At 52.8% G+C, this 21864-nt stretch carries 17 protein-coding genes; 11 read left to right on the plus strand and 6 right to left on the minus strand.

The genetic code is table 11. From position 1 onward, the window contains the following. The first annotated feature begins 213 nt into the window (after positions 1–213). Both ABJV08_RS07920 and ABJV08_RS07925 read left to right on the plus strand, forming a co-directional pair. Positions 214–2127 (plus strand): M1 family metallopeptidase, encoded by a 1914-nt coding sequence (locus ABJV08_RS07920; RefSeq protein WP_348040736.1) that lies wholly within the window; start codon positions 214–216, stop codon positions 2125–2127. 81 nt (positions 2128–2208) lie between these two features. Next, entirely contained in the window at positions 2209–3513 is a 1305-nt protein-coding gene (locus ABJV08_RS07925) for an aminotransferase class V-fold PLP-dependent enzyme (protein ID WP_348040738.1), read from the plus strand. A 33-nt stretch (positions 3514–3546) separates the two neighbouring features. Here ABJV08_RS07925 and ABJV08_RS07930 read toward each other — a convergent pair whose 3' ends face one another. Continuing rightward, positions 3547–4785, minus strand: a complete 1239-nt coding sequence (locus ABJV08_RS07930) for an MFS transporter (RefSeq protein ID WP_348040739.1) — start codon at positions 4783–4785, stop codon at positions 3547–3549. A 353-nt stretch (positions 4786–5138) separates the two neighbouring features. Here ABJV08_RS07930 and ABJV08_RS07935 point away from each other — a divergent pair, with 353 nt between their 5' ends. The 4 genes from ABJV08_RS07935 (at position 5139) to ABJV08_RS07950 (ending at position 8965) form a co-directional block, all read left to right on the plus strand. Then, a complete protein-coding gene (locus tag ABJV08_RS07935; protein WP_348040741.1) occupies positions 5139–6803 on the plus strand; it encodes a hypothetical protein in 1665 nt (554 codons plus the stop codon). Positions 6804–6923: 120 nt separating this feature from the next. Beyond that, positions 6924–7742 carry a hypothetical protein gene (locus ABJV08_RS07940; RefSeq protein WP_348116246.1) on the plus strand — a complete coding sequence of 273 codons (819 nt, stop codon included), beginning with the start codon at positions 6924–6926 and terminating at the stop codon, positions 7740–7742. Positions 7743–7788: 46 nt separating this feature from the next. Continuing rightward, on the plus strand, positions 7789–8091 hold the full coding sequence (locus ABJV08_RS07945) for a hypothetical protein (RefSeq protein WP_348040745.1): 303 nt from the start codon (positions 7789–7791) through the stop codon (positions 8089–8091). Positions 8092–8188: 97 nt separating this feature from the next. Beyond that, entirely contained in the window at positions 8189–8965 is a 777-nt protein-coding gene (locus ABJV08_RS07950) for a glucose 1-dehydrogenase (protein WP_348041267.1), read from the plus strand. A 64-nt stretch (positions 8966–9029) separates the two neighbouring features. On the opposite strand, the gene ABJV08_RS07955 is transcribed toward ABJV08_RS07950, so the two are convergent. The 3 genes from ABJV08_RS07955 to dnaK all read right to left on the minus strand — a co-directional run bounded on the left by ABJV08_RS07955 (position 9030) and on the right by dnaK (position 15338). After that, positions 9030–11429: an EAL domain-containing protein gene (locus ABJV08_RS07955; RefSeq protein WP_348040747.1), complete on the minus strand. Its 2400-nt coding sequence runs from the start codon at positions 11427–11429 to the stop codon at positions 9030–9032. A gap of 696 nt (positions 11430–12125) precedes the next feature. After that, positions 12126–13289, minus strand: coding sequence for a molecular chaperone DnaJ (dnaJ, locus tag ABJV08_RS07960; protein WP_348040749.1), 1164 nt, complete (start codon positions 13287–13289; stop codon positions 12126–12128). A gap of 105 nt (positions 13290–13394) precedes the next feature. Beyond that, on the minus strand, positions 13395–15338 hold the full coding sequence (gene dnaK, locus ABJV08_RS07965) for a molecular chaperone DnaK (RefSeq protein WP_348040751.1): 1944 nt from the start codon (positions 15336–15338) through the stop codon (positions 13395–13397). Between the two features lie 192 nt (positions 15339–15530). On the opposite strand from dnaK, the gene ABJV08_RS07970 reads away from it, so the two are divergent. Next, positions 15531–15974, plus strand: coding sequence for a copper chaperone PCu(A)C (locus tag ABJV08_RS07970; RefSeq protein ID WP_348040753.1), 444 nt, complete (start codon positions 15531–15533; stop codon positions 15972–15974). 12 nt (positions 15975–15986) lie between these two features. Continuing rightward, positions 15987–16436 (plus strand): vgr related protein, encoded by a 450-nt coding sequence (locus ABJV08_RS07975; RefSeq protein ID WP_348040755.1) that lies wholly within the window; start codon positions 15987–15989, stop codon positions 16434–16436. A gap of 158 nt (positions 16437–16594) precedes the next feature. Here ABJV08_RS07975 and ABJV08_RS07980 read toward each other — a convergent pair whose 3' ends face one another. Continuing rightward, positions 16595–17983, minus strand: coding sequence for an MATE family efflux transporter (locus tag ABJV08_RS07980; RefSeq protein ID WP_348040757.1), 1389 nt, complete (start codon positions 17981–17983; stop codon positions 16595–16597). Positions 17984–18254: 271 nt separating this feature from the next. Here ABJV08_RS07980 and ABJV08_RS07985 point away from each other — a divergent pair, with 271 nt between their 5' ends. From ABJV08_RS07985 to ABJV08_RS07995, 3 genes are all read left to right on the plus strand, one after another. Next, positions 18255–19415 (plus strand): indoleamine 2,3-dioxygenase, encoded by a 1161-nt coding sequence (locus ABJV08_RS07985; protein ID WP_348040759.1) that lies wholly within the window; start codon positions 18255–18257, stop codon positions 19413–19415. 97 nt (positions 19416–19512) lie between these two features. Further along, positions 19513–20868, plus strand: coding sequence for a GntP family permease (locus tag ABJV08_RS07990; protein ID WP_348040761.1), 1356 nt, complete (start codon positions 19513–19515; stop codon positions 20866–20868). After that, positions 20868–21353 (plus strand): GNAT family N-acetyltransferase, encoded by a 486-nt coding sequence (locus tag ABJV08_RS07995; protein WP_348040763.1) that lies wholly within the window; start codon positions 20868–20870, stop codon positions 21351–21353. Before ABJV08_RS07990 ends, ABJV08_RS07995 begins: the two co-directional genes overlap by 1 nt. Positions 21354–21372: 19 nt before the next feature. Here the strand turns inward: ABJV08_RS07995 and ABJV08_RS08000 are convergent, their stop codons facing one another. Next, positions 21373–21798 (minus strand): MarR family winged helix-turn-helix transcriptional regulator, encoded by a 426-nt coding sequence (locus ABJV08_RS08000; protein ID WP_348040765.1) that lies wholly within the window; start codon positions 21796–21798, stop codon positions 21373–21375. Positions 21799–21864: the final 66 nt, after the last annotated feature.

The following is a 21864-nucleotide window of genomic DNA, read 5'->3' on the forward strand; positions in this document are numbered from 1 at the left end:
ACAATGTGTCAAAGCCGGCAATGACCCAATCGAACCCAACGGCGTCCGCCGAATGTTGCCCGGTTCGTTTGACCGGGTGATTGGGTCGATTGCGCCGACCTCAGTCTGTGCACAGCATTTGCTGGCGGCATGTCACTCTTATGAATATCATTTGCAGCCATTCCTTCTAGACCGTATTGAGATGCACAAATCCCTCGTTTCTGGAGTGCCTCCATGCGTTTTCTTGCTGCTTTGTCCCTCATACTCAGCGTCGCCGCGCTAAGTGCTTGTTCCCCACAAAATGAAACGGCCGCTGTCGACGGCGAGCCGATGGTTTCACCGATACTCACCAGCGATGATGCGAAGGACCCGTTTAGCTATGCCCAGCCGGAAGTAGCGCGGGTAACGCATGTGGCGCTCGATCTGGCGCTGGATTTTGCTCAGGAAAATGTCAGTGGCACCGCCACGCTGGACATCTTAGCGGCAGACGGCGCGGATACAGTCATTCTTGATACGATGGGGCTCATAATATCCTCGATCACCGACGAAACAGGCAGTGACCTGCCCTTTGAACTGGGCGAGGCCAATGACGGCATGGGTGCGCCGCTGACGGTATCGATGGGTCGCAAAAGACAGATTGTGATTGCCTATACATCCGGTCCGAAAGCCAGAGCGCTACAGTGGCTCGTTCCCGAACAGACCGCCGGTGGCAAACATCCCTACTTGCTCAGTCAGGGCCAACCGACGCTGAACCGCACCTGGATACCAACCCAAGACAGCCCCGGTATTCGCCAGACCTGGGAGGCGAAGATTACAGCACCTGAACCGTTGACCGTGGTGATGTCAGGGCTCTCCGGCGGCGATCCGGTTGAGGCAGATAAAGGGCGTCGAGCCTTCACATTTGCCATGGACAAGCCGGTTGCGCCTTATCTGATCGCGATTGCAGCGGGCGATATTGTATTCCAGCCGCTTGGTCCTCGCTCCGGTGTTTGGACCGAGCCGGTGATGCTTGACAAAGCGGCTGCAGAATTGGCCGATACAGAGAAGATGATCGACGCGGCCGAAGAGCTCTACGGTGAATATCGCTGGGGCCGATATGACATGATCGTTCTGCCGCCAAGCTTTCCTTATGGCGGCATGGAAAATCCGGTCATGACCTTTCTGACGCCGACTTTTATCGCTGGTGATCGCAGTTTGACCGGCCTCGTCGCCCATGAACTGGCGCACAGTTGGTCCGGCAATCTGGTGACCAATGCCAATTGGTCAGACAGCTGGCTGAACGAAGGTACCACCAGCTATTTCGAAAACCGGATCATCGAGAAATTATATGGTGAGAAGCGCGCAAGCCAGGAGCGCGCGCTGAACTTCGCCGCGATGGAAGAGACCATCGCAGAGAAAGGCTCTGATTCTGATATCACGGCTTTGCATCTGACCGGCGATAACGCCGCCCCTGAAGGCGGAACAAGCGGTGTCATTTACGACAAAGGCGCTAACTTCCTGCACACGGTCGAAGCAATCGTCGGACGCGAAAAATTCGACGAATGGCTGGAAAGCTGGTTCGACCGGCACGCCTTCGAACCCGCAACATCAGCCATGTTCCTCGCCGATTTGCGCAAAAACCTCATAAAGGGTGACGCAGCGCTGGAAGCAAAACTCATGCTGGATGAATGGGTGTATGAGCCAGGCCTGCCATCAAACGCGCTCCGCCCCGATCCGGCCGCTTTTGCCGAGGTAGACAAGGCTGCAGAAGCCTATGCCGCGAGCCGAACGCTCGACAAAGCAGTCTGGGCAAACTGGACAAGCGCAGAGCGCCTGCGCTTGTTGAGCAAATTGCCGAAGCAATTGCCAGATGAGGAACTGGCCAAGCTGGATCGCGATCTCGGCCTGACGGCATCTGCCAACAATGAAATCCTCTTCGTCTGGCTCAATCTAGCGCTACAGAATCGCTATGAACCAGCGGTGCAACTGGCTGAATCATTTCTCGCGACCGTTGGTCGCAGAAAATTTGTCGCCCCCTTGTTTAAAACACTGGTGGAGCAGGATGACTGGGGCAAGCCGATCGCCAAACGCATCTATGCCAAAACGCGCAGCAGCTATCACTCCGTCACAACGGGGACCGTCGACGCGGTGGTTCTTGACGGCAAGTGATTGGATAGCGAGGCAAGTCCTCGATATTAGGATAGATTGGCATTTCGTGTTAGCCAAACTCTTGAAAAGGGAGGAACCGAAATGTTGAGACGGCAATTTCTGGGCGGGGCCGGCGTCGCCGTCGGGGCAACCGCTCTTGTTGGAGGCACCAAAGCTGCGGCGGCTGCCGGAACGAAGGCGGAGCCTATCGCCGCCGCGGACTGGACGGCGTTCAGGGACCTGTTCCCCCTCACCCGCGACTATGTTCAACTGTCGACATTTTTGATCGCATCCCATCCGAAACCGGTGTCTGATGCCATTGCCAAAATCCGACAAGCGCTCGACGAAAATCCATCCGATTTCCTGAAAAATGCCTTTCCGGCCCGCGATTATGGCGTCCAAGCCGCCGCCGCCCGCTATATGGGTGGGGAGCAGCATCAATATGCGCTGACCGACAGCACCACCATGGGATTGGCGATGGTCTATAGCGGACTGAAGCTGAGCATTGGCGATGAGATATTGCAAACCGAGCATGAACATTATTCATCGGATATGTCGCTCGAATTTGGATCCCGCCGCTCTGGTGCAACCATTAGAAAAATCGCGCTTTATGAAGAGGCCTCCGCGTTTACGGAGGAAGATTGCGTGCAACGCTTGCAGAACGCGATCGCCGACAAAACGCGTGTGGTTGCGGTCACCTGGGTGCATTCTTCGAGCGGTGTCAAATTACCGATCCGTGCAATGGCGGATGTTATCGATGCGGTGAATGCCAACAGAGAACCGGATCAACAGATCATCTTCTGCGTCGACGGTGTCCATGGACTGGGCATAGAAAATCAGGATGTCAGCAAGCTGGGCTGCGACTTCTTCATTGGCGGCACCCATAAATGGATATTTGGCCCACGCGGGACTGGCATCGTCTGGGGCAGCGACCGCGGCTGGCAACGCTGCGAGGCCATCATTCCGAGCTTTAGCGCTTCAACCTATGTTTGGCGGGGTTTGATCGCGCAGGATCAAGTGCCGGTCGGTGCCCATATGAGTCCGGGCGGCTTTCACAGCTTTGAACATCGCTGGGCCCTCCCCGCAGCCTTCGATCTGCATTTGGCTCTGGGCAAGGACAATGTTCAACGGCGCATCCACCAGCTCAACACCCAGTCCAAAGAAGGCTTGGCGAAGATGACTCATGTCAAACTGCACACGCCCATGGCGGCTGCATATTCTTCCGGTTTCGCCTGTTTTGAAGTGGATGGCATATCCCCGCCCGACGTGGTCAAAAAGATGCATGACAAAGGAGTAATCATGAGCAACTCGCCGTACCGGAAGAGTTTCGCTCGTTTCGCGCCGAGTTTGCTCAACAACGAGCAGGAAATAGATCAGGCGCTAGCGGGGATTGCGGCGCTGGCCTGATCCGCTGGCAGCCATATGCCTGCCCAATCGACGTCAGCTTTGCTGTTCCCACTTATCTGCATTTGGATAGCGCCCCAAGGCCAACAGCGTCACTGCGGCAATCATCAACGCGCCGACCACCGCCATCATCACGCCGGCAGGCCCAAGTCCGGTTTCCAAGAGATAGGCGATCGTCAGCGAACCGGCGCCAGTGGCGAGTGCAAATCCGGCCCAAAGCCATGAATAGATACGACCATAAGCCCGCATTCCAAAATAGCGGACACACAGAAAGGCGATCAGATCGAATTCAGCGCCGGCAGCCACACCGAGGGCAATGACCGCAAAAGCCGGAGCAATGCCTTGCGACAACATCGCACAGGCAATCGCGGCCACCAGCACGAGCACGGTAGCCACGCCGGGTGCCCAGAAGCGGTCGATGAGATATCCGCTGATCAGGCGGCTAAAAATAACCGCAATACCGATCAGGCTTACATAATAAGCCGCTTGTTCAATGCCCATCGTCTGCATGATCGGAACCAGATTGGGGATGGTGCCGCTGACGGCAAAAGTGATCGTGCAGAAGGCCAATAGAATCAACCAGAATTGCCGCGTGCAGAGCGCCTGTTTGAACGTCAATCCCTTCAGAATTGCCATTGGCTTGACTTGCTCTCCCGGTTCCTCCGGACGTGTGACCTGGAAGAGAAACCAAGTTGATGGAAGGCCTATGACGGCAATCGCCCCTGCCAAAGCATAATAGCCTGCTCGCCATCCATAAGCCTCTATAATGGCTTCAATTATGGGCGGGCCAGCAAAGGCCGTGATCCCGCTGCCAGACAAGGCAATACCCAAAGCAAGTCCGCGACCGCTTTCAAAGCGTTCCACTATGCCGCGAGACCAACTCATGGGAGAGGTGCCGATGCCCAACAAAGCCAGAATGAACCAGTTTAGCTGCCAGAGCCACACTGTGCCATTTTGCTGAGCCATGAGAAAGAAGGACAAGGCCAGACCCATCTGGCTGTACAAAGCAATTTTCCGGACGTCGTAGCGGTCGATCATCCAACCCGCTAGCCAAGCCACCAGGACGGTTCCCACCATCTGAAACGACAGGCCCGAAACGACCAGTGTTCGGGACCAACCGAAATCGTCGGCTACCGGCTGTGCAAACACACCCAATGTGTAGAATGGCAAGGCGCTGATACCCAGCATCATGCCAATGACGCCGGCCCAAAGCATTTTCCACCCGCCGCTGCGGGCCTCATCAATAAATCCGCCAGCACGTTCCAAATTGGTCACCTCATGATTGCGCGGGAATAGCGCATTTCCGACGCTCTGATATTACCGGCTCTCCCTTTTGTGGGTAAGGAGATAATATCCAGGAAACTCCGTTCGTGGGATATGTATCAGGAAGCTGACTAGACAGCGACTCCCGATAAATGTTCGCAGGGTGAACAACTATTCGTCCGACTTGAGAACATCATTCTTATCCACAGAATCATATGGTCAGTTCTTTTGTTTGAACATACTGCGAAAAATTTCTCTCTAGTGCAAAAAAACCGAAGGATAAAATAACGCCTAACTGGCTCATAAAGGGCTTGAAATCTAACGATTTTCATTGCGTTAGACACAAGCTTCTATAGTCGAACTTTATGACGAATGAATCTCTCGATCCCCTGATACGCGACGCCTATGCAATCGCTGCCCAGCCCGAACGGTTGATGAAGCTACTCACCATATTGCAGAAACCGGGCACTGAAGATGAAGGCGCGCTCCAGCCCCATTTTGCAAATGTCACCGAGCTCTTGACCGAGATTGATCCCAGTGTCGGCAATGATTTTTCTTCCTATGCTCGCGATTTGGAACAAGCCAGCGACCGGCTGACGGGTGCAGACCTTTCGCTCTCCACATCAATGACCGTGTTAAGGGTCGATGATGATATATTCAAAAGTTCTGAAATTTTTCCGGGTGAATCCATACCCGACTGGCTTTTGGGCGTTGATCGTGAAGCATATGCAGAGATAGAAAAACTAATCAAAGGCAGCGCAAAAGCTACCACCGCAATTGTTCGTCTCTATACCGATCAGGATGACGACAAAGGCTTGCTGTTTGCCGCTCAATTGTCAGATTCGGACAAACCATCGCTGGATTTCCACACCATGCGACTGCGCTGGAATTCCGCCATTGGTAGCGCATTTGCACGATCGTTGGAACTAACGGCAACAGAAGAGCAGCTGGCAGAATATCTGGTCAACGGCCTATCTGTCCAAGAATTTGCAACACACCGAAACCGCGCTTTGGGAACAGCACGGAACCAGCTCAAGGCCCTGTTTCGCAAATTGGGCATCAGTTCTCAAACCGATCTCATTTCCCTTTACGCGGGTTTCAGCATTGCCTTTGCTACGGCAGAATCAAAGCGCCAGAATCCGGTTGTCGGCGGTTCAAGCCATAGATTGACCTTAGCGGATGGCAGCCATCTGCCTTTTGAAGTCTATGGCAATCCAACAGCAAAGCCGGTTCTTTATCTGCACGCCACTATCGATGGGGCCTATTTGACCGCAAGACAGCAGGAAGCCGCCGAGCAGCAGGATCTGCGCATCATCGCCCCCTGGCTCCCCTTTTACGCGGGCAGCAAAATGTCGAACTCGGGATTGGCCGTCGTTGAAGAATTTGTAGAACGGCTTGTTTATCTTCTGGATCAACTAAAAATCGAACGCTGTTCCATCATTTCAGCCAGAGTTGCCGCACCATATGGCATGGCGGCCATCAAGAGCCACCCGGGGCGGTTTTGCGGATTGGTGATGGCGGGCACGATCTTACCGGCCGATGATGCCAATGACTTCTCCCATCTCGCCATGGGCTATCGGGCGCCTCTTCGGCTGGCCCGGATTGCGCCATCTTTTGTACGTCTATATTTTGCCGCAGCCGCAACGATGGTCCGCCGCGGCAAGAGCTTGGCCTATTTCAAAAGCATCTATGGTGAAAGCGCTGCCGACATGATCACGCTCAACCGGCCGGACGTTGCCGAACTGATGCAACGATCGATGAAACGGACATTCGAAGATGGCTATGAATCCACTGCCCAGCAAGCGATATTGACGGCGAGCGACTGGTCGGATTGGTGCCAAAATCTGGAAGTCCCCGTAACCGTTATCAGCGGCATTGAAGATCGCCTGGCGCCGCCCGACATGGTCAAGAAATTTTGCGCTAGATATGGCTTTAATCTGATCGGCCCGTTGCAAGATGTTGGGAGTTTGGCCATTCAACAGGTCCCTGACCAAATCTTCCGAGAAGCCGCCAAAGTCGGCCTAGATTGACCATCGCGCTGCCACACAAGACATCTATGCTCAGATAATCGCTCGATATGTACCATATGGTATATTCTAATGCCCCCAAGGCTCCACTAGTTCGCACGGTGAACCCGATGGAGGCCAATGATGAAATATACGAAACCAGCGATTGCCGCACTTTTTGCAATATCCATGATCAGCAGTGGGGCAGCCCATGCTCAATTTGGCGGCTTGAAGAATGCCGTCAAAAGAGAAGCCAAAAAAACAAAACGCGATGCGGAAAAAGAAGCCGTTAAAGAAGCCGAAAAAGCGATCAACAAGGCAATTGGTGGAACCACAGGCACATCATCTAGGTCGAGAAAAAGCAACGGCTCTGCTACGCTCGGAAAACCATCTTCAAGCCTAACGTCGCTGACAAAATGTACCGGTCTGGCATTGTCCAACGTAACGGTCGGCAATTTGGGGAGCTATACGTTTCAACAAGGCTTTAGCAAAGAAAAGCGCACCGGCTTTATCAACCGGAAACCCGGCAAAATATCCGGATCATGTATTGCTCCATCGCTGCAACCGCAAGAGATCCTATATTTTGAAGTCGACGAAAAGAAATATAAAGCTCTAAACAAAGGCAATGATTGGACGTGGCAGTGCGTAAAGTCTGACAACCCTAGTGCCGGTACGACCAACTATTGGACGTGGAATAGCGATCAATATCTTGGCGATTCCCATATGAAATTGCATTGCGGTAATGATCAGGGCGTAAGCGATTGCGCCACCGGCAGCAACTCTTCTCGCGCCTCGGCCTATACAGCCGACCGGAAAAAACGCGGCAAATATGGCATTAGTTTCATGGCGCGCCTCAACGAACATAGCAACGCCAGAACGGAAAAGCTCTATTGCCAATATTATAACAAAAGATCCGGCCAAAGCCTTGTCGGCTTTGAATATCTGAGCGCTCCGGCTCGCTAGTTTCAAAATCCTATAATTTTATCAAACTCCCAGAAGGAACCACCAAATGCGTTACGCAATCGCCCTCTCATCACTCGTCATTTCCAGCTTCGCCGTCCCGACTGCCTTTGCTCAATCTAGCGGCACCACCGTTGCCAAGGATGGTAGTTGCCCGTCAGGCTTCAAATCATCGGGAAATTCATGCAAATCCAGTTCCGGAAAAGTTGCGATTACCAAAGTCGGCTCCTGCCCCACTGGTTTCAAATCATCCGCCAACTATTGCGTCGGTGACAAAGGCGACTATGCCGAAGTCAAAAGCGGCAGTTGCTCCAGCGGACTGAAGACTTCCGGAAAATATTGCGTCAAATAGACAACTTGAAGCGGCTGCGATCGATCGCGCGTAGACTTTTCCTGGGCGATGTGAAAGGAGAGCCCGATTACAATCAAACAGGAGAATGATCGTGACGATGCAGACCTTATTCGACGTCAGTGGTAAAGTCGCGGTAGTTTCAGGCGGATCCAGCGGCATCGGTGCCATGATGGCCCGCGGATTGATAGAAAATGGTGCCAAGGTCTACATCACCGCCCGCAAGGAAGAGCGGCTGATGGCCAAAGCTGCTGAACTGTCTGAGCTTGGCGAGTGCATTGCCATTCCCTCAGATCTTTCAAATGTCGAAGGCATTGAGGCTTTCGCTGCAGCTATCGGCGAACGCGAAGAGAAGATTGACATATTAATCAACAATGCCGGTGCAAACTGGAGTGCGTCGATCGAGGATTTCCCGGAAAAGGGTTGGGACAAGGTGATGGATATCAACATCAAGTCGATCTTCTTTGCTACGCAGAAATTCCTACCGTTGCTGAAAGCCGGCGGAACGGCAGATGACCCAGCGCGCGTGATCAATATTGCATCGATCAATGGCATTCGCAATTCGGGCATGCCCACATACGCCTATACCGCCAGCAAATCTGCTGTCATCAATTTGACCGAACATCTGGCGACCGATCTCGCGCATCATAATATCAACGTCAATGCCATCGCGCCCGGCTTTTTTCCAAGCAACATGACCAAACAGATCGTCGAGAATGATGACATGACGAAACTGGCAATTTCACAGATACCGCGCGGCCGGATGGGCGCGCCGGAAGATATCGCGGGCACAGCGCTTTATCTATGCTCGCGCGCATCGTCCTGGATGATTGGTCAAGCACTTGTTCTTGATGGCGGTATGATTTCCCGTCCCTGAACGGTAATGGATTAACCGCGACAGCATGATGCTATTGCCGTTATTCATAAACATCAAAATGATGCTAGCCAGCCTGCCGTTTTGATTTATCGAATTCGATTGATGATCTGAATTTTGACTTCGACATATGATCCAGAATGGCAACATTGGTCGAAGCGTTGACAACCCGTCCTGCAATTTCGCTTGCAGGCATTGCTTTGCTAAACAGATAGCCTTGCGCTTGTTGGCATCCGTCGATCTTCAGTTGGGCTAGCTGCTCTTCACATTCGATACCTTCTGCGGTCGTTACCATGCCGAGACTGGATGCCAAGCCTGTGATAGATCGAATAATGGCCTGACAATCATCCCGACTAACCACCTCTTCAACGAAACAACGGTCGATCTTTATCTTGTCGAAGGGAAAGCTCCGCAAATAGTTGAGTGAGCTGTAGCCGGTGCCAAAATCATCCAAAGCGATCTTTATTCCTAGCGAACGGATCTTGTTCAAAAGATCGAAATTGGCCTGATTATTGGTCATGATCACCGTTTCGGTAATCTCCAATTCGAGGCGATGCGGCTCTACTCCCGCGGACGCTAAGGCATGAACTATTGTGGGCAGCAGATTGGGGCTACGCATCTGTGCGGGCGATAGGTTGACCGACACACTGAGATGTTCGGGCCAGTTTTTAAGCTCGTCCAGCGCGGTTCGAATAACCCATTCACCCAATTGAATAATCATTCCGGTTGTTTCCGCAACGGGAATAAAATCATTGGGAGCTATCATGCCTTTTGTGGGATGGTTCCATCGAATTAATGCTTCATATCCGATCGGTTCTCTGGTCTCTATATCGCACAAAGGCTGATAATGGAGCTCAAACTCTCTTCCCTTTAGGGCGGTCAACAGGTCCAGTTCGATGGTCCGGCGATCCTGGATCGCTGTGAGCATATAAGGTTCGAAGATCGTAACGCAGCCTCGCCCATTCTGCTTGGACTTATACAATGCTATATCAGCATATTGGAGAAGCCCTTCGGCAGTATCGCAGTCTTCGCTGGAAATGGCGATCCCCAAGCTTACCCCCGAAACAACCCTGTGACCATCTATCATCAACGGCACCGATACTTTCTCGACAATCTCGGACGCTGTCCGAACAGCATCCTCGACACTGTCAATGTAGTTCAGGCAGGCCGCAAACTCATCACCACTTAATCGAGCAACAACATCTCCAGATCCGACGGCTTCAGCCAGACGGTTTCCTACCTCTTGCAATACCAAGTCACCAGTTCGGTGGCCCATTGTATCATTGATTTCCTTGAAGCGATCAATATCCAGATAGAGCACGGCGAGCCGCTGATGAGACTGTAAACGCGTGACCGAATGTTGAAGGGATTGATGAAAGGACGATCGATTGGGCAGATCGGTTAGACTATCGAAATGGGCCAGATGAGCGATCTGATCCTTCGCCTGCTTGGCGATCGTTATATCCGTCGCAACTCCGCGCAGAGCGCCAGATACGCCGTTCGAATTGTTCATGAAACGGCAAGAAATTCGCCACCAACGAACGTCACCATGGATTGATATTGGAAGCGTTAAATTGCGAACAGCCTCTCCCTGTTCTATCAACTGCGACAACGATTGGCGTTCCGCGCTTTCCGCAAACAAATCTGCGACATGAGTGCCATCCAAATCGCTAGGCGTCATCCCAGCTGCCATGGCAAAACGTTCTGATGATTGGACAATCCGTTTGCATTCGTCAGTCTCCCACAACCAATCTGAACTTTGCTCGGCATAGTCATTGAGCAAAAGTTTGACCGTTTCTGCAGCATCTTTTTGCTTGGCAGCATAAATATGCCGCTTCACAAAATTGAGAAAGGAGAGGCGATAAATCGAATCCACCGCTGCTGCAAAAAAAATCAGAAGAGCGACCGATGGTAACCCGGCAACACCATTTATGAACACAATGCTGAACGCCAGAAACATGGTCTGTATTGCAATATAAAAGGTCTGCGCTCGCGGGATACTGCCATAAGAAAAGCCCCCAATGACAATGCTTCCCAGAGCCATGATCATACTGTTCTCGTCGAACGGAATCTGCCCGAAAGCGAGAGGAACGGCCAGGCAGAGATTCAACCCGCACACAACGACAACGCTCTCCACACAAAGCGTGTGCCGCAAGGCATAGATATGCTTCATGTCAGAGCCTTGTGGATCGGGGCGGCGAAAATTTCGAACCGAAGCAAACGTGACGACAGCCATCCCAAAGAGACCGGCATAGAGAAAAGGTTTGCTGGCAAATATGAAGAGATTCGCCACCATATAAATACCGATGGGGAGCGTCAGGATAGCCACAATCCGCGACACGTCGGCGATCAGCTTAAGCTGCTGCCGAACAATAAACTCTTTTGTCAGTGGATCACCGTCTGCTTTGAACGTCCAAAATTCTTTGCAAATCTCGAACAGGCGCTGCAGCATGACATTTGCAATCATAGATTCACCCTGTTTCCCCAGAATCTGGGTCGAAAATGCCGACCATTAACCGCAAGTCTATCTGAACGCGGACGTAGGCATTGACGGGCATAATCTGCAATATTTAAGGGAAGCCCTAATTATACGGAAGATGGGTTTGCGACGATTGAACCCAATCACTGAAGTTCCGGCAATGATATTTTGTCAGACTGATGCGTTTCGAAATGGCCAGTCTTCGCACGCGCAATCAAATAAATACGCACCACAGGTTAATCCATCACCGGTCTGACCGTTAGTAGTTTTGATTGATGATTCAGCGGAATTAATCCAACCCAATTTGGCCCTTTTCCCACACAGGCCAATTTGATGCGGTTATGAACCAGGATGCTGATCATAAATCTAGCGGGTCGGGTTGGCTGGTCCCTTCCTGACCCGCTTATTTCCTAGAATAACGACGCACCACCAACCGACTGGTTGTTCCCCGATGTCCAAGAGCGTTGGATATCCGGCCTCCGACGAGACCTTATCTTCACTATCACAGCAATTTGATGAACGCATGGCTTTAGGCTGCAACATCTGCAGATATCCAGTGGTGGACATTGCGTTTTTCGGACAGACATCAAAAATGGAGACCCGCCGTTGCTTCGGAATTATCCAAAATGGTCGATCGACAGGTCTAAATTCCTGCTGTTTCGGTCTCAAGGCGACCCAGCAGTTTTACTCGGTCAGATCTTCCCAAGCATCTTTTAGCTTCCCGAAAAATCCGGTCGAATTGGGTGTCTCATCACCGGTCTCCGTATCCTGGAACTGACGCAGCAAATCTTTTTGTTGCTTGGACAGCTTCGTCGGCGTTTCGACCTCTATTTGGGCCACCATATCCCCATTGCCGCGCCCTCGCAGGACCGGCATGCCGGCGCCGCGCTGGCGAATTTGCTTCCCGCTTTGGATTCCGGCTGGAATACGAATTTCATGTTTTTCACCGTCCAGGCCGGGAATGGTAATATCTCCGCCCAAGGCCGCCAGAGTGAAGCTGATCGGCACGCGCGTGAACAAAGTCGTGCCTTCGCGCTCAAAAATATCATGCCGTATCAAGTGGATGAATATATAAAGATCACCCGACGGAGCGCCGCGCGCGCCTGCTTCACCTTTCCCAGACAGACGGATCCGTGTTCCGGTATCAACGCCAGCTGGAATTTCAACTTCTAGAACCTGCGGTTTATCAACCCGGCCTTCACCGTAGCAGACGTGGCAAGGACTTTCGATCACTTCGCCGCGCCCCTGGCAACTCGTGCAGGTGCGCTCAACCACGAAAAACCCTTGTTGCGCACGAACCTTACCGTGGCCCTGACAGGTTCCACAACGTTTCGCCCCGGTGCCGGGTTCCGCGCCGGAGCCGTCACATTCGTCACAACCGGCCGACACTTCAATTTCTATTTCGGTCTGCTTGCCATGGAACGCATCTTCCAGCGTAATCTCCATATCATAGCGCAGATCCGCACCACGCGCAGGGCCGCGTTGCTGCTGCTGTCCGCCAAAGCCACCGCCGGCGCCGCCACCACCGCCAAATATAGTCTCAAAAATATCACCGATATCGTTGAAAGCCGCGCCTGCGAAGCCGCCCTGACCGCCGCCCGCATTGTTTCCGCCGCCATTGGTAAACGCTTCATGGCCATATCGATCATAGGCCGCCCGCTTCTGCGGATCCTTCAACACATCATAGGCTTCGCTAATCGTCTTAAATTTGGCTTCTGCGGCCTCGTCACCGGGGTTTTTGTCCGGATGCCACTGCATTGCCAATTTGCGATAGGATGACTTGAGAGTCGCGCCATCGCAATCGCGCGAGACGTTCAATTGTTCATAATAATCGATTTCGGATGCCATATTCGTGCTTACCCCAAAGCGAGAGAATCGTCGCTCCTGCCGACACCGGAAACGCTGGCACTAGGTCCAACGGTTCCGGTTCGCACAGAAGCGACGCTCCAATCTTTACTCAGCCGCCTTGGCATCGTCTTTCTTGTCATCTTCGGCGTCGTCGACTTCCGAAAACTCCGCGTCAACAACATCATCGTCGGCTTTTGCCGCCGCGTCCGCTGCAGCTGCATCGGCAGCATCGCCACCAGCCGCTTGTTCCGCTTCATAGATCTTCTGACCCATTTGCATGGAAACCTGCGCCAGCGCTTCAGACTTGGTCTTCATCGCTTCGGGATCGCCACCTTCGATGGCTTCCTTGGTTTCCTTCACGGCTTCTTCAATCTGGCCTTTCAGATCGGCATCAATCTTGTCGCCATGCTCTTCAAGCTGCTTCTCAGTGGTATGGACAAGGCTTTCCGCATTGTTCTTGGCTTCCGCCTCGGCACGCCGCTGCTTGTCTTCTTCTGCAAATTTCTCTGCGTCCTGAACCATCTGATCGATGTCGTTATCGCTAAGACCACCAGAAGCCTGGATTTTAATCTGCTGCTCCTTGCCGGTGCCTTTGTCTTTGGCGGACACGTTGACGATGCCGTTGGCATCAATATCAAAGGTCACATCAATCTGAGGCACGCCGCGCGGTGCTGGCGGAATACCGACGAGGTCGAAATTGCCGAGCATTTTGTTGTCCGCAGCCATTTCCCGCTCACCCTGGAAGACCCGGATCGTCACAGCGCCCTGATTATCATCAGCGGTCGAGTAGACTTGGCTTTTCTTTGTCGGGATCGTGGTGTTGCGGTCGATCATGCGTGTAAACACGCCGCCAAGCGTTTCGATGCCCAGCGACAATGGTGTCACGTCGAGCAACAGAACGTCTTTAACATCGCCCTGCAGAACGCCAGCCTGAATGGCAGCACCCATGGCCACAACTTCATCGGGGTTCACGCCGGTATGCGGTTCTTTGCCGAAGAATTTTTCAACGGTTTCGCGAACGAGCGGCATACGGGTCATGCCGCCAACCATCACGACATCGTCAATGTCTTTCGCTTCAAGACCAGCATCCTTGATCGCTTTCTTACAAGGATCGAGGGTGCGCTTCACAAGATCACCAACCAGTTTTTCTAGGTCGGAACGGCTGATCGCTTTGACCAGATGCTTCGGTCCATTCTGATCCGCGGTAATGAATGGCAAGTTGATTTCGGTCGTCTGCGCACTGGAAAGCTCGATCTTCGCTTTTTCCGCTGCTTCCTTCAGACGCTGCAGAGCAAGCTTGTCCTTGGTCAGGTCAATGTTTTCCGCTTTCTTGAAGTCTGCCGCGAGAAATTCGACAAGCTTGGCATCAAAATCTTCTCCGCCCAGGAACGTATCGCCGTTGGTCGATTTCACTTCGAACACGCCATCACCAATTTCGAGGATGGAAATATCAAATGTACCGCCGCCAAGGTCATAGACAGCAATGGTCTTGCCGTCGTTCTTGTCGAGGCCATAAGCCAGCGCCGCAGCGGTTGGCTCGTTGATGATACGCAACACTTCAAGACCGGCAATCTTGCCCGCATCCTTGGTTGCCTGACGCTGGGCATCGTTGAAATAGGCCGGTGTGGTGATCACAGCCTGGGTTACAGTTTCACCGAGATAGGCTTCTGCCGTCTCTTTCATCTTCTGCAAAGTATAGGCAGAAATCTGTGATGGGCTGTAATCTTCGCCGCCTGCTTTTACCCAAGCGTCCCCGTTAGAACCCTTGACGATTTCATAAGGAACAAGTTCCATATCTTTTTTCGTCATCGGATCATCGAACCGGCGACCGATCAGACGTTTCACCGCAAAAATCGTGCTTTCCGGATTGGTGACCGCTTGCCGTTTGGCTGGCTGACCAATCAGGCGCTCGCCGTCCTTGGTGAACGCAACAACAGACGGTGTCGTCCGCGCGCCTTCTGCATTTTCAATAACCTTTGGCTTGCCGCCGTCCATAACCGCAACACAGCTGTTGGTTGTACCCAGATCAATTCCGATAACTTTACCCATAAATCCCTCAATCAATTTTCTAACATTAGCAAAATTGCCGCCCGGCCCTTGTTAAATGGCACCGCTACGGCTTCGCAATGCGATATAGGTGGCATTTTTCTTGGCACAAGGCATCGGACATCCTACATTTGAAAAATCAACACAAAACAACCGTTACTGAATAGAATTCCGTCGGTTTAATGAGGTATCACAATGAACAAGATCTCGATCATGCTAGCTGCTCCCCTAATGCTGGCCTCTTGCGGTCAGGGTGACGTGCTCTTCGCAGACAAGGCAGTGGTCAACCTATCTCCTGTCGATGGCAACCCTTCGGCTGGCTATATGGAACTGCACGGCGGCCGTCTTGACGTGACTTTGGTAGGCGTCACATCCGACGACGTCATGCGGATGGAAATGCATGAAACGGTCGAGAAAGACGGCATGGCCAGCATGGAAAAACTCAAATCGATTCCAGTTCCAGCCGGAGAAACAGTGAAACTGGAACCCGGCGGAAAACATTTGATGATTTGGGGTGTCGGCGAATATTCAAAACAACGGGGGTTGCTGACCATGACCCTGATCTATTCCAACAACGACCGCATTGAAATTAATGCAGCGGTCAGGAAAGCCGGCGAAGCTGCACCCGTTGCCGAATAGTAAGGCATTCCGGTGACCAGCCGTGCGCTAACCTCTGCAGAAATTGCGCTTTGCCTATCCATTTTCGGACATGCAATCGACTATGATCAGGTAACCGTCTTCAAGCGCAAATGGTGGTTGTTTCAACCGAAGCGGGTGACGATGGCACCTGATGGTAATCTCTGGTTTCACCCGAATAGCAATCTATTCTGCGATGATTTCTGTGCGTCATCGTTCAAAGTGCAAGCGCTGTTCATTCATGAGATGGTGCATGTGTGGCAGCATCAGCAAGGCATATTCCTGCCTTTGGCCCGCCATCCCTTCTCTCGCTATGATTATGAATTGTTGCCAGGAAAGCCATTTGCCGCCTTTGGAATCGAACAGCAGGCCGAAATAGTCAGCCACTATTTCCTGATGACAATCGGCGCTGACTTGAAAAATGGTTATAGCATGGAAGTCTATGAAGACCTGCTACCCTTCTAGCCCGCAATCAAACGGCGGGCGAGATGATCAAGAAGCCCTGCGTCCCGCCATCCCTCTCGCCATACAAAAAATTTGCCACCATACGCAATTGCCCTGATCGGGAATTCAGTGAACTTGCCTGCTGTGATGGAATAGTGGCCGTCCGCAACTGTCTTTGATTATGGCAGAAGCCCTATTTTATCGCGCAACATCCAACGGGCCAGCATCAACACTGCGACGACGCCCAATCCGCCGGCTAGCCCGGCCCAAATTCCCAGACCTTCCCAGCCTTGCCAGAATGCGAGACTGGCACCCAGACCAATGCCAATGAACCAATATCCCATCAACGCAAAGAGCATCGGCACAGTGGTGTCGTGAAGACCCCGCAACATGCCGGCACCGACCACCTGAGCGCCGTCAACGATCTGGAAGATGGCTGCTATGGCGAGAAAACCAACCGCCAGCGCAGCAACCTCGGCATTGCCAGGGGCTCCGGCGTCGATGAATATCGAGATCAGCACATTGGGGGCAAGAACGAACACAAGGGCCATGGCGGCCATGAAGGATGTACCGAGAAGGAAGCTGACCCAGCCAGCACGTTTGATTCCTGCGTGATCTTTGCGGCCATATTGAATGCCCACACGCACCGTTGCCGCTTGGCCCAAACCCATTGGGACCATGAATGTCAGAGAAGCGAGTTGCAGCGCAATGGCATGGGCCGCAACAGAAGCGGTGCTGATCAATCCCATGAGCAAAGCCGCGAAACCGAAAACGGAGCCCTCAAGGCCCATGGTGATCGCAATCGGCAGGCCCAGCTTCCAAAGCGCCCGAAACCGCGGCCAGTCGCTACGCCAAAAACGCCCAAATAGATGATAGCGACGAAAGCGCTTGTGACGCATCACGACGATCGCCATCCCGGCGAACATCAATCCATTGGTCATCACACTGCCTATTCCCGCACCGACAACACCAAATTCCGGGACACCGAACTTGCCGAAAATCAGGGCATAGTTGAAAAATCCATTGGAAAGGACGCCAATGACACTGATGATCAGCGCCCACACTGTCTGCTCCAATGCAGAGATGAAGTTTCGCAATATAAGGAAGAACAAGAACGGCAAGATCGACCACATATAGGCGCCAACATAGGTTCCCGCTATCTCCGCGAGGTCCGCCTGTTGACCAAATGTCAGCAGGATATTTTCGGTGTTCCAGAGAAGTATCCACAAAGGCAAAACAACCGCTATGGCGGCCCACATCGCCTGACGAAAGGTCCGACGCACATCGCGCACGCTATGCGGCATCCGGCCAATTTCCGTTGCCATCATAGGCGCCGATGCCGTGATCAGCCCCATGCAGAAAATCGCACCGCTCATCGCCAGATTGAACCCCAGAGTGGCCGCAGCAAGTTCACGTGCCCCCAACCAACCAAGCATCAACACATCGGTCGCGCCAATGAGCGCCATAGTCAGGTTCGATAGAATCAGCGGCCAGGCAAGCGAGAGGGTGGCGCGCAGTTCATGCCGCCATGGGTATTGCTCTCGCAGACTAAAAGCGACACTTGTCATGCGCGCGCGTTAGCTCAAGCAACGTTGCGAGGCCAGTGAAACTGCGATTCACATTGGAGTTTCTGGCACTAATTGGGCTATGATCGACCGCATTAAAGTCTCCCTTCATTTGTACGGCTGACATTTTTCGATCAGCGAGAATGCTTCACGGCGCTGGTTTTTCGGATTCTTGAAGGGAAAACAAATTTGGGTTTGCTCCACTTGATTTCATTTGATACCATCATGCTGTTGTGCAAGCGGCCCAACCCGCGCTTGCCCAAGTGGTGACTCTATGAAATTGTTAGATTATGATATGTCCGCGTCTCGCGGATTTCTTTCGTGTTTCGAAATTGTCGATATTGACCTTCCCGATCTTTTTGCTCCTGTTCTGCAGGCAGCAGAGAATCTTTCCGGCCTGATGACCACCGGCCGGGTGCGACACTGGTTAGAACAATTGCCGGCGCTCGATCTTGTGGATTGGGCGGCCAACGCCCCGGAAGAACAGGTTCGCATAGCCATGGTACGCTATTCCTTCCTCGTGCAAGCCTATGTCTGGGGTGAAAGCGACGCACCCACTACCCTGCCCGCCAATCTCGCACGCCCAATGGTCGCGCTCGCCGATCGCCTCGATCAGGCACCGCTGCTTCCTTATAGCGGCTATGTGCTCGACAATTGGGCTCGGCTGGATCGCAATGCCCCAATCGACCTCGACAATGTCTATATGGTTCAGAATTTTCTGGGCGGTGCCGATGAGAATTGGTTTGTCCTGATCCATGTTGCCATCGAAGCCGCGGCCGGACCACTTCTCGACCTTGCTTGCGATCTCGTTGAAGCAGCCAAGACAGAGGACGTGGCCAAAGCTACCAGATTGCTGGAAGAAATGGACGGACATTGGGATGCGGTAAACGCCATTTTTGACCGGATGCCGGACCTCTGTGATCCCTATATCTATTATCAGCGGGTGCGCCCCTATATCCATGGCTGGGCTAATAATCCGGCGCTTCCCGATGGCCTGATTTACGAGGGTGTCGATAAATATGAAGGTAAAGGACAGGTATTTCGCGGCCAGACAGGATCACAAAGCTCGATCGTGCCAAGCATGGATGCGTTGTTCCAGGTGAGCCACGAAAATGACCCGCTGCGCGCCTATCTGGACGAGCTGCACGCCTATCGCCCGGTCCAGCATCGTCGCTTCATCGAGGATTTGCGGGAACAGAGCAAACTGCGCGAATTTGCGATTGCCAGCGGCGATCCGGCGCTCAGAGAAGCCTTTAATGCCAGTGTCGAACAGGTTGCACGATTCCGCACCAGGCATCTTGAATATGCGGCCAGCTATATCAACAAGCAGGCCATGAACGGTACAGGCAATGATACCGAGGTTGGCACCGGCGGTACGCCATTCATGAAATATCTGAAAAAGCACCGTGATGAAAATAGAGCGCAAGTGATCTAAAAAACTCACCCCAGCATCGGCTGGGATGATGCTTTTATCAGTTGCACCTCCGGCTTGACCTCTGCCATGAGGCAGAGGTCAAGTTTGGGGGACTTTCATGCTATCTGCAATCGGACTTATTGGCGGACTTGCTCTGCTTATCTGGATGACCGTTCGCGGGGTGAATATTCTGATTGCAGGTCCTGTGGCTGCCGCGATTGTCGCGTTAACCAGCGGCATAGCATGGCTCCCGCCTCTGGCCGTTGAAGGCGCTCCGGATTTTGCCACGGCCTATATGGACGGATTCGTCAGCTTCTTCAAAAGCTGGTTCTTCATGTTCTTGCTGGGCGCGATTTTTGGCGAAATTATGGGTGCCAGCGGCGCTGCCGCCAGCGTCGCCCATTGGGTGATCGAGAAAATCGGGATCAAACATGCGGTTCTGGCCGTGGTCGCTGCCTGTGCGATACTCACCTATGGCGGTGTCAGCGTGTTCATCGTATCGTTCAGCGTCTATTCGCTAGCGGTCCACCTGTTTCGTGAAGCAGATCTGCCAAGGCGATTCATCCCTGGGGCGCTGGCCTTCGGATCGGTGACCTTCACCATGACCAGCGCCGGTAGTCCGGAAATCCAGAATCTGATCCCAATGGAGTTTCTGGGAACCACCGCTTATGCTGGATGGGAGGTCAGTTTGGTCGTTGCATTGTTCATGGCTGTGACCGGCCATTTCTGGCTCAACCATATGGTCAAGCGCGCCGTTGCCAAGGGTGAACATTTTGTCGGTCGCGAAAGCGATGACGACAATACCGACTATAGCAATTTGCCAGCACCATTGCTTTGCATTCTGCCGCTTGCCGCCGTTCTGAGCATCTTTCTGATCTTCCAATATCCCCAGGATATGGGACCGCTATCAGCGATCCTGCCAAAAAAGTCGCTCGATAAATGGGCCTTGGTCGCAGCATTGGGGTCTGGCGCGGTGGTCGCTCTGATCGTCGGCTATCAAAAGCTGAAATCGATGCCCGAAGCCTTTTCGCGCGGCGCAACCAGCGCGGTTGTCGCGATCACCAACACCTGCGCGGTTGTCGGCTTTGGCTCTGTCGCAAAACTATCCCCGGCTTTTCAGGAAGCCCTGATCATCGTGCAAAATATTCCCGGTAGTCCGCTAATCGGGGCCGCCATCGCGGTTACGGTTATCGCAGGCCTTACCGGCTCTGCTTCCGGCGGACAGACGATCGCCCTGCCCTTGATCGCACCCCATTATATGGATGTCGGCGCGCAACCTGACGAGTTGCACCGTGTGGTCGCCATTTCTTCCGGTGCGCTCGATAGCCTGCCGCACAACGGCTATGTCGTGACCACTATTCGCGCTGTGTGCGGAGAAACCCATAAAGATGCATATGGTGCGGTCGGCGCGTTGACCGTTGTGATACCGGTGGTGGGAACCATCATGGCAGTTATCCTGTTCGGGATTTTCTAATGGCCGTCACCACCCGCCATTATCGCCCCGAAGATCGCCAATCTTTCATCGACCTCAACCGCGCTTGGATCGAGGAATATTTCACCATGGAGCATAGCGACCGCGAACAACTGGAAGGGTTGGAAGCATCTATACTGGGCAAAGGCGGACAGATTGTCGTTGCCCTGCTTGATGATGTCGTTGTCGGAACCGGTGCCATATTGCCACCGCATATTGATCCAGGTGACGGGCGCAAATGGTTGGAAATCGTCAAAATGGCGGCACGGAAAGATGTCCGTGGCCAAGGTATTGGGCGCGCAGTTTTAGAGGCGCTTATCGCAGAAGCCCGGTCGATGGGAGTCGATTCCATCTGGCTGGAAACCAATGGAGACCTGAAAGCCGCAATCCGCCTCTATGAGAAAAGCGGTTTCCGGCATTTGGCTGCGGACGAATTGTGGCCAACGCCTTATGCGCGCTGCAATGTGCAGATGGTCCTGGAAGCTTAGCGGTAGACCATCATATCCTTCAGCGAAAGGTTTTGGTGAGCCGTTCTAGATAGTCGGCAAGATTGGCGATTTCTGCCTCGCTCAAACTGGACTCGATGCGTTTGTTGATTTTGCGGAATGGTGAGCGTGTATTTTTGATCACGTTTTGACCATCACTGGTCAGCGTCAGCGTCTTGGATCTGCCGTCAGTCTGACTGTCCTGCCGCTCAACATAGCTCAAATTCATAAGCCGCCTAACCATCGCAGTAATCGCTGATTGATTGAGCCCCAACACGTTTGCAATGTCTTTTTGCGTTACATTCTCGCCATTGCTGATCGCTGACAAAACGCCAAATTGGGCCGTTGTGATGTCAGCATCCTTGAGCAAATCACGATCAGCCTGTTTCTGCAGAAAATGGGCGGCCAGTTGCAGGCGCCAATATAGTCTGAGTTTGGATGCGGACATAGACCGTCTGTTATCGCCCTTGCTTGAATTTGTCTTCTGGAATATACTTCACTAATGAACTACATC

The sequence above is a fragment of the Parasphingorhabdus sp. genome, from assembly GCF_039982395.1.
Lineage (GTDB): Bacteria > Pseudomonadota > Alphaproteobacteria > Sphingomonadales > Sphingomonadaceae > Parasphingorhabdus.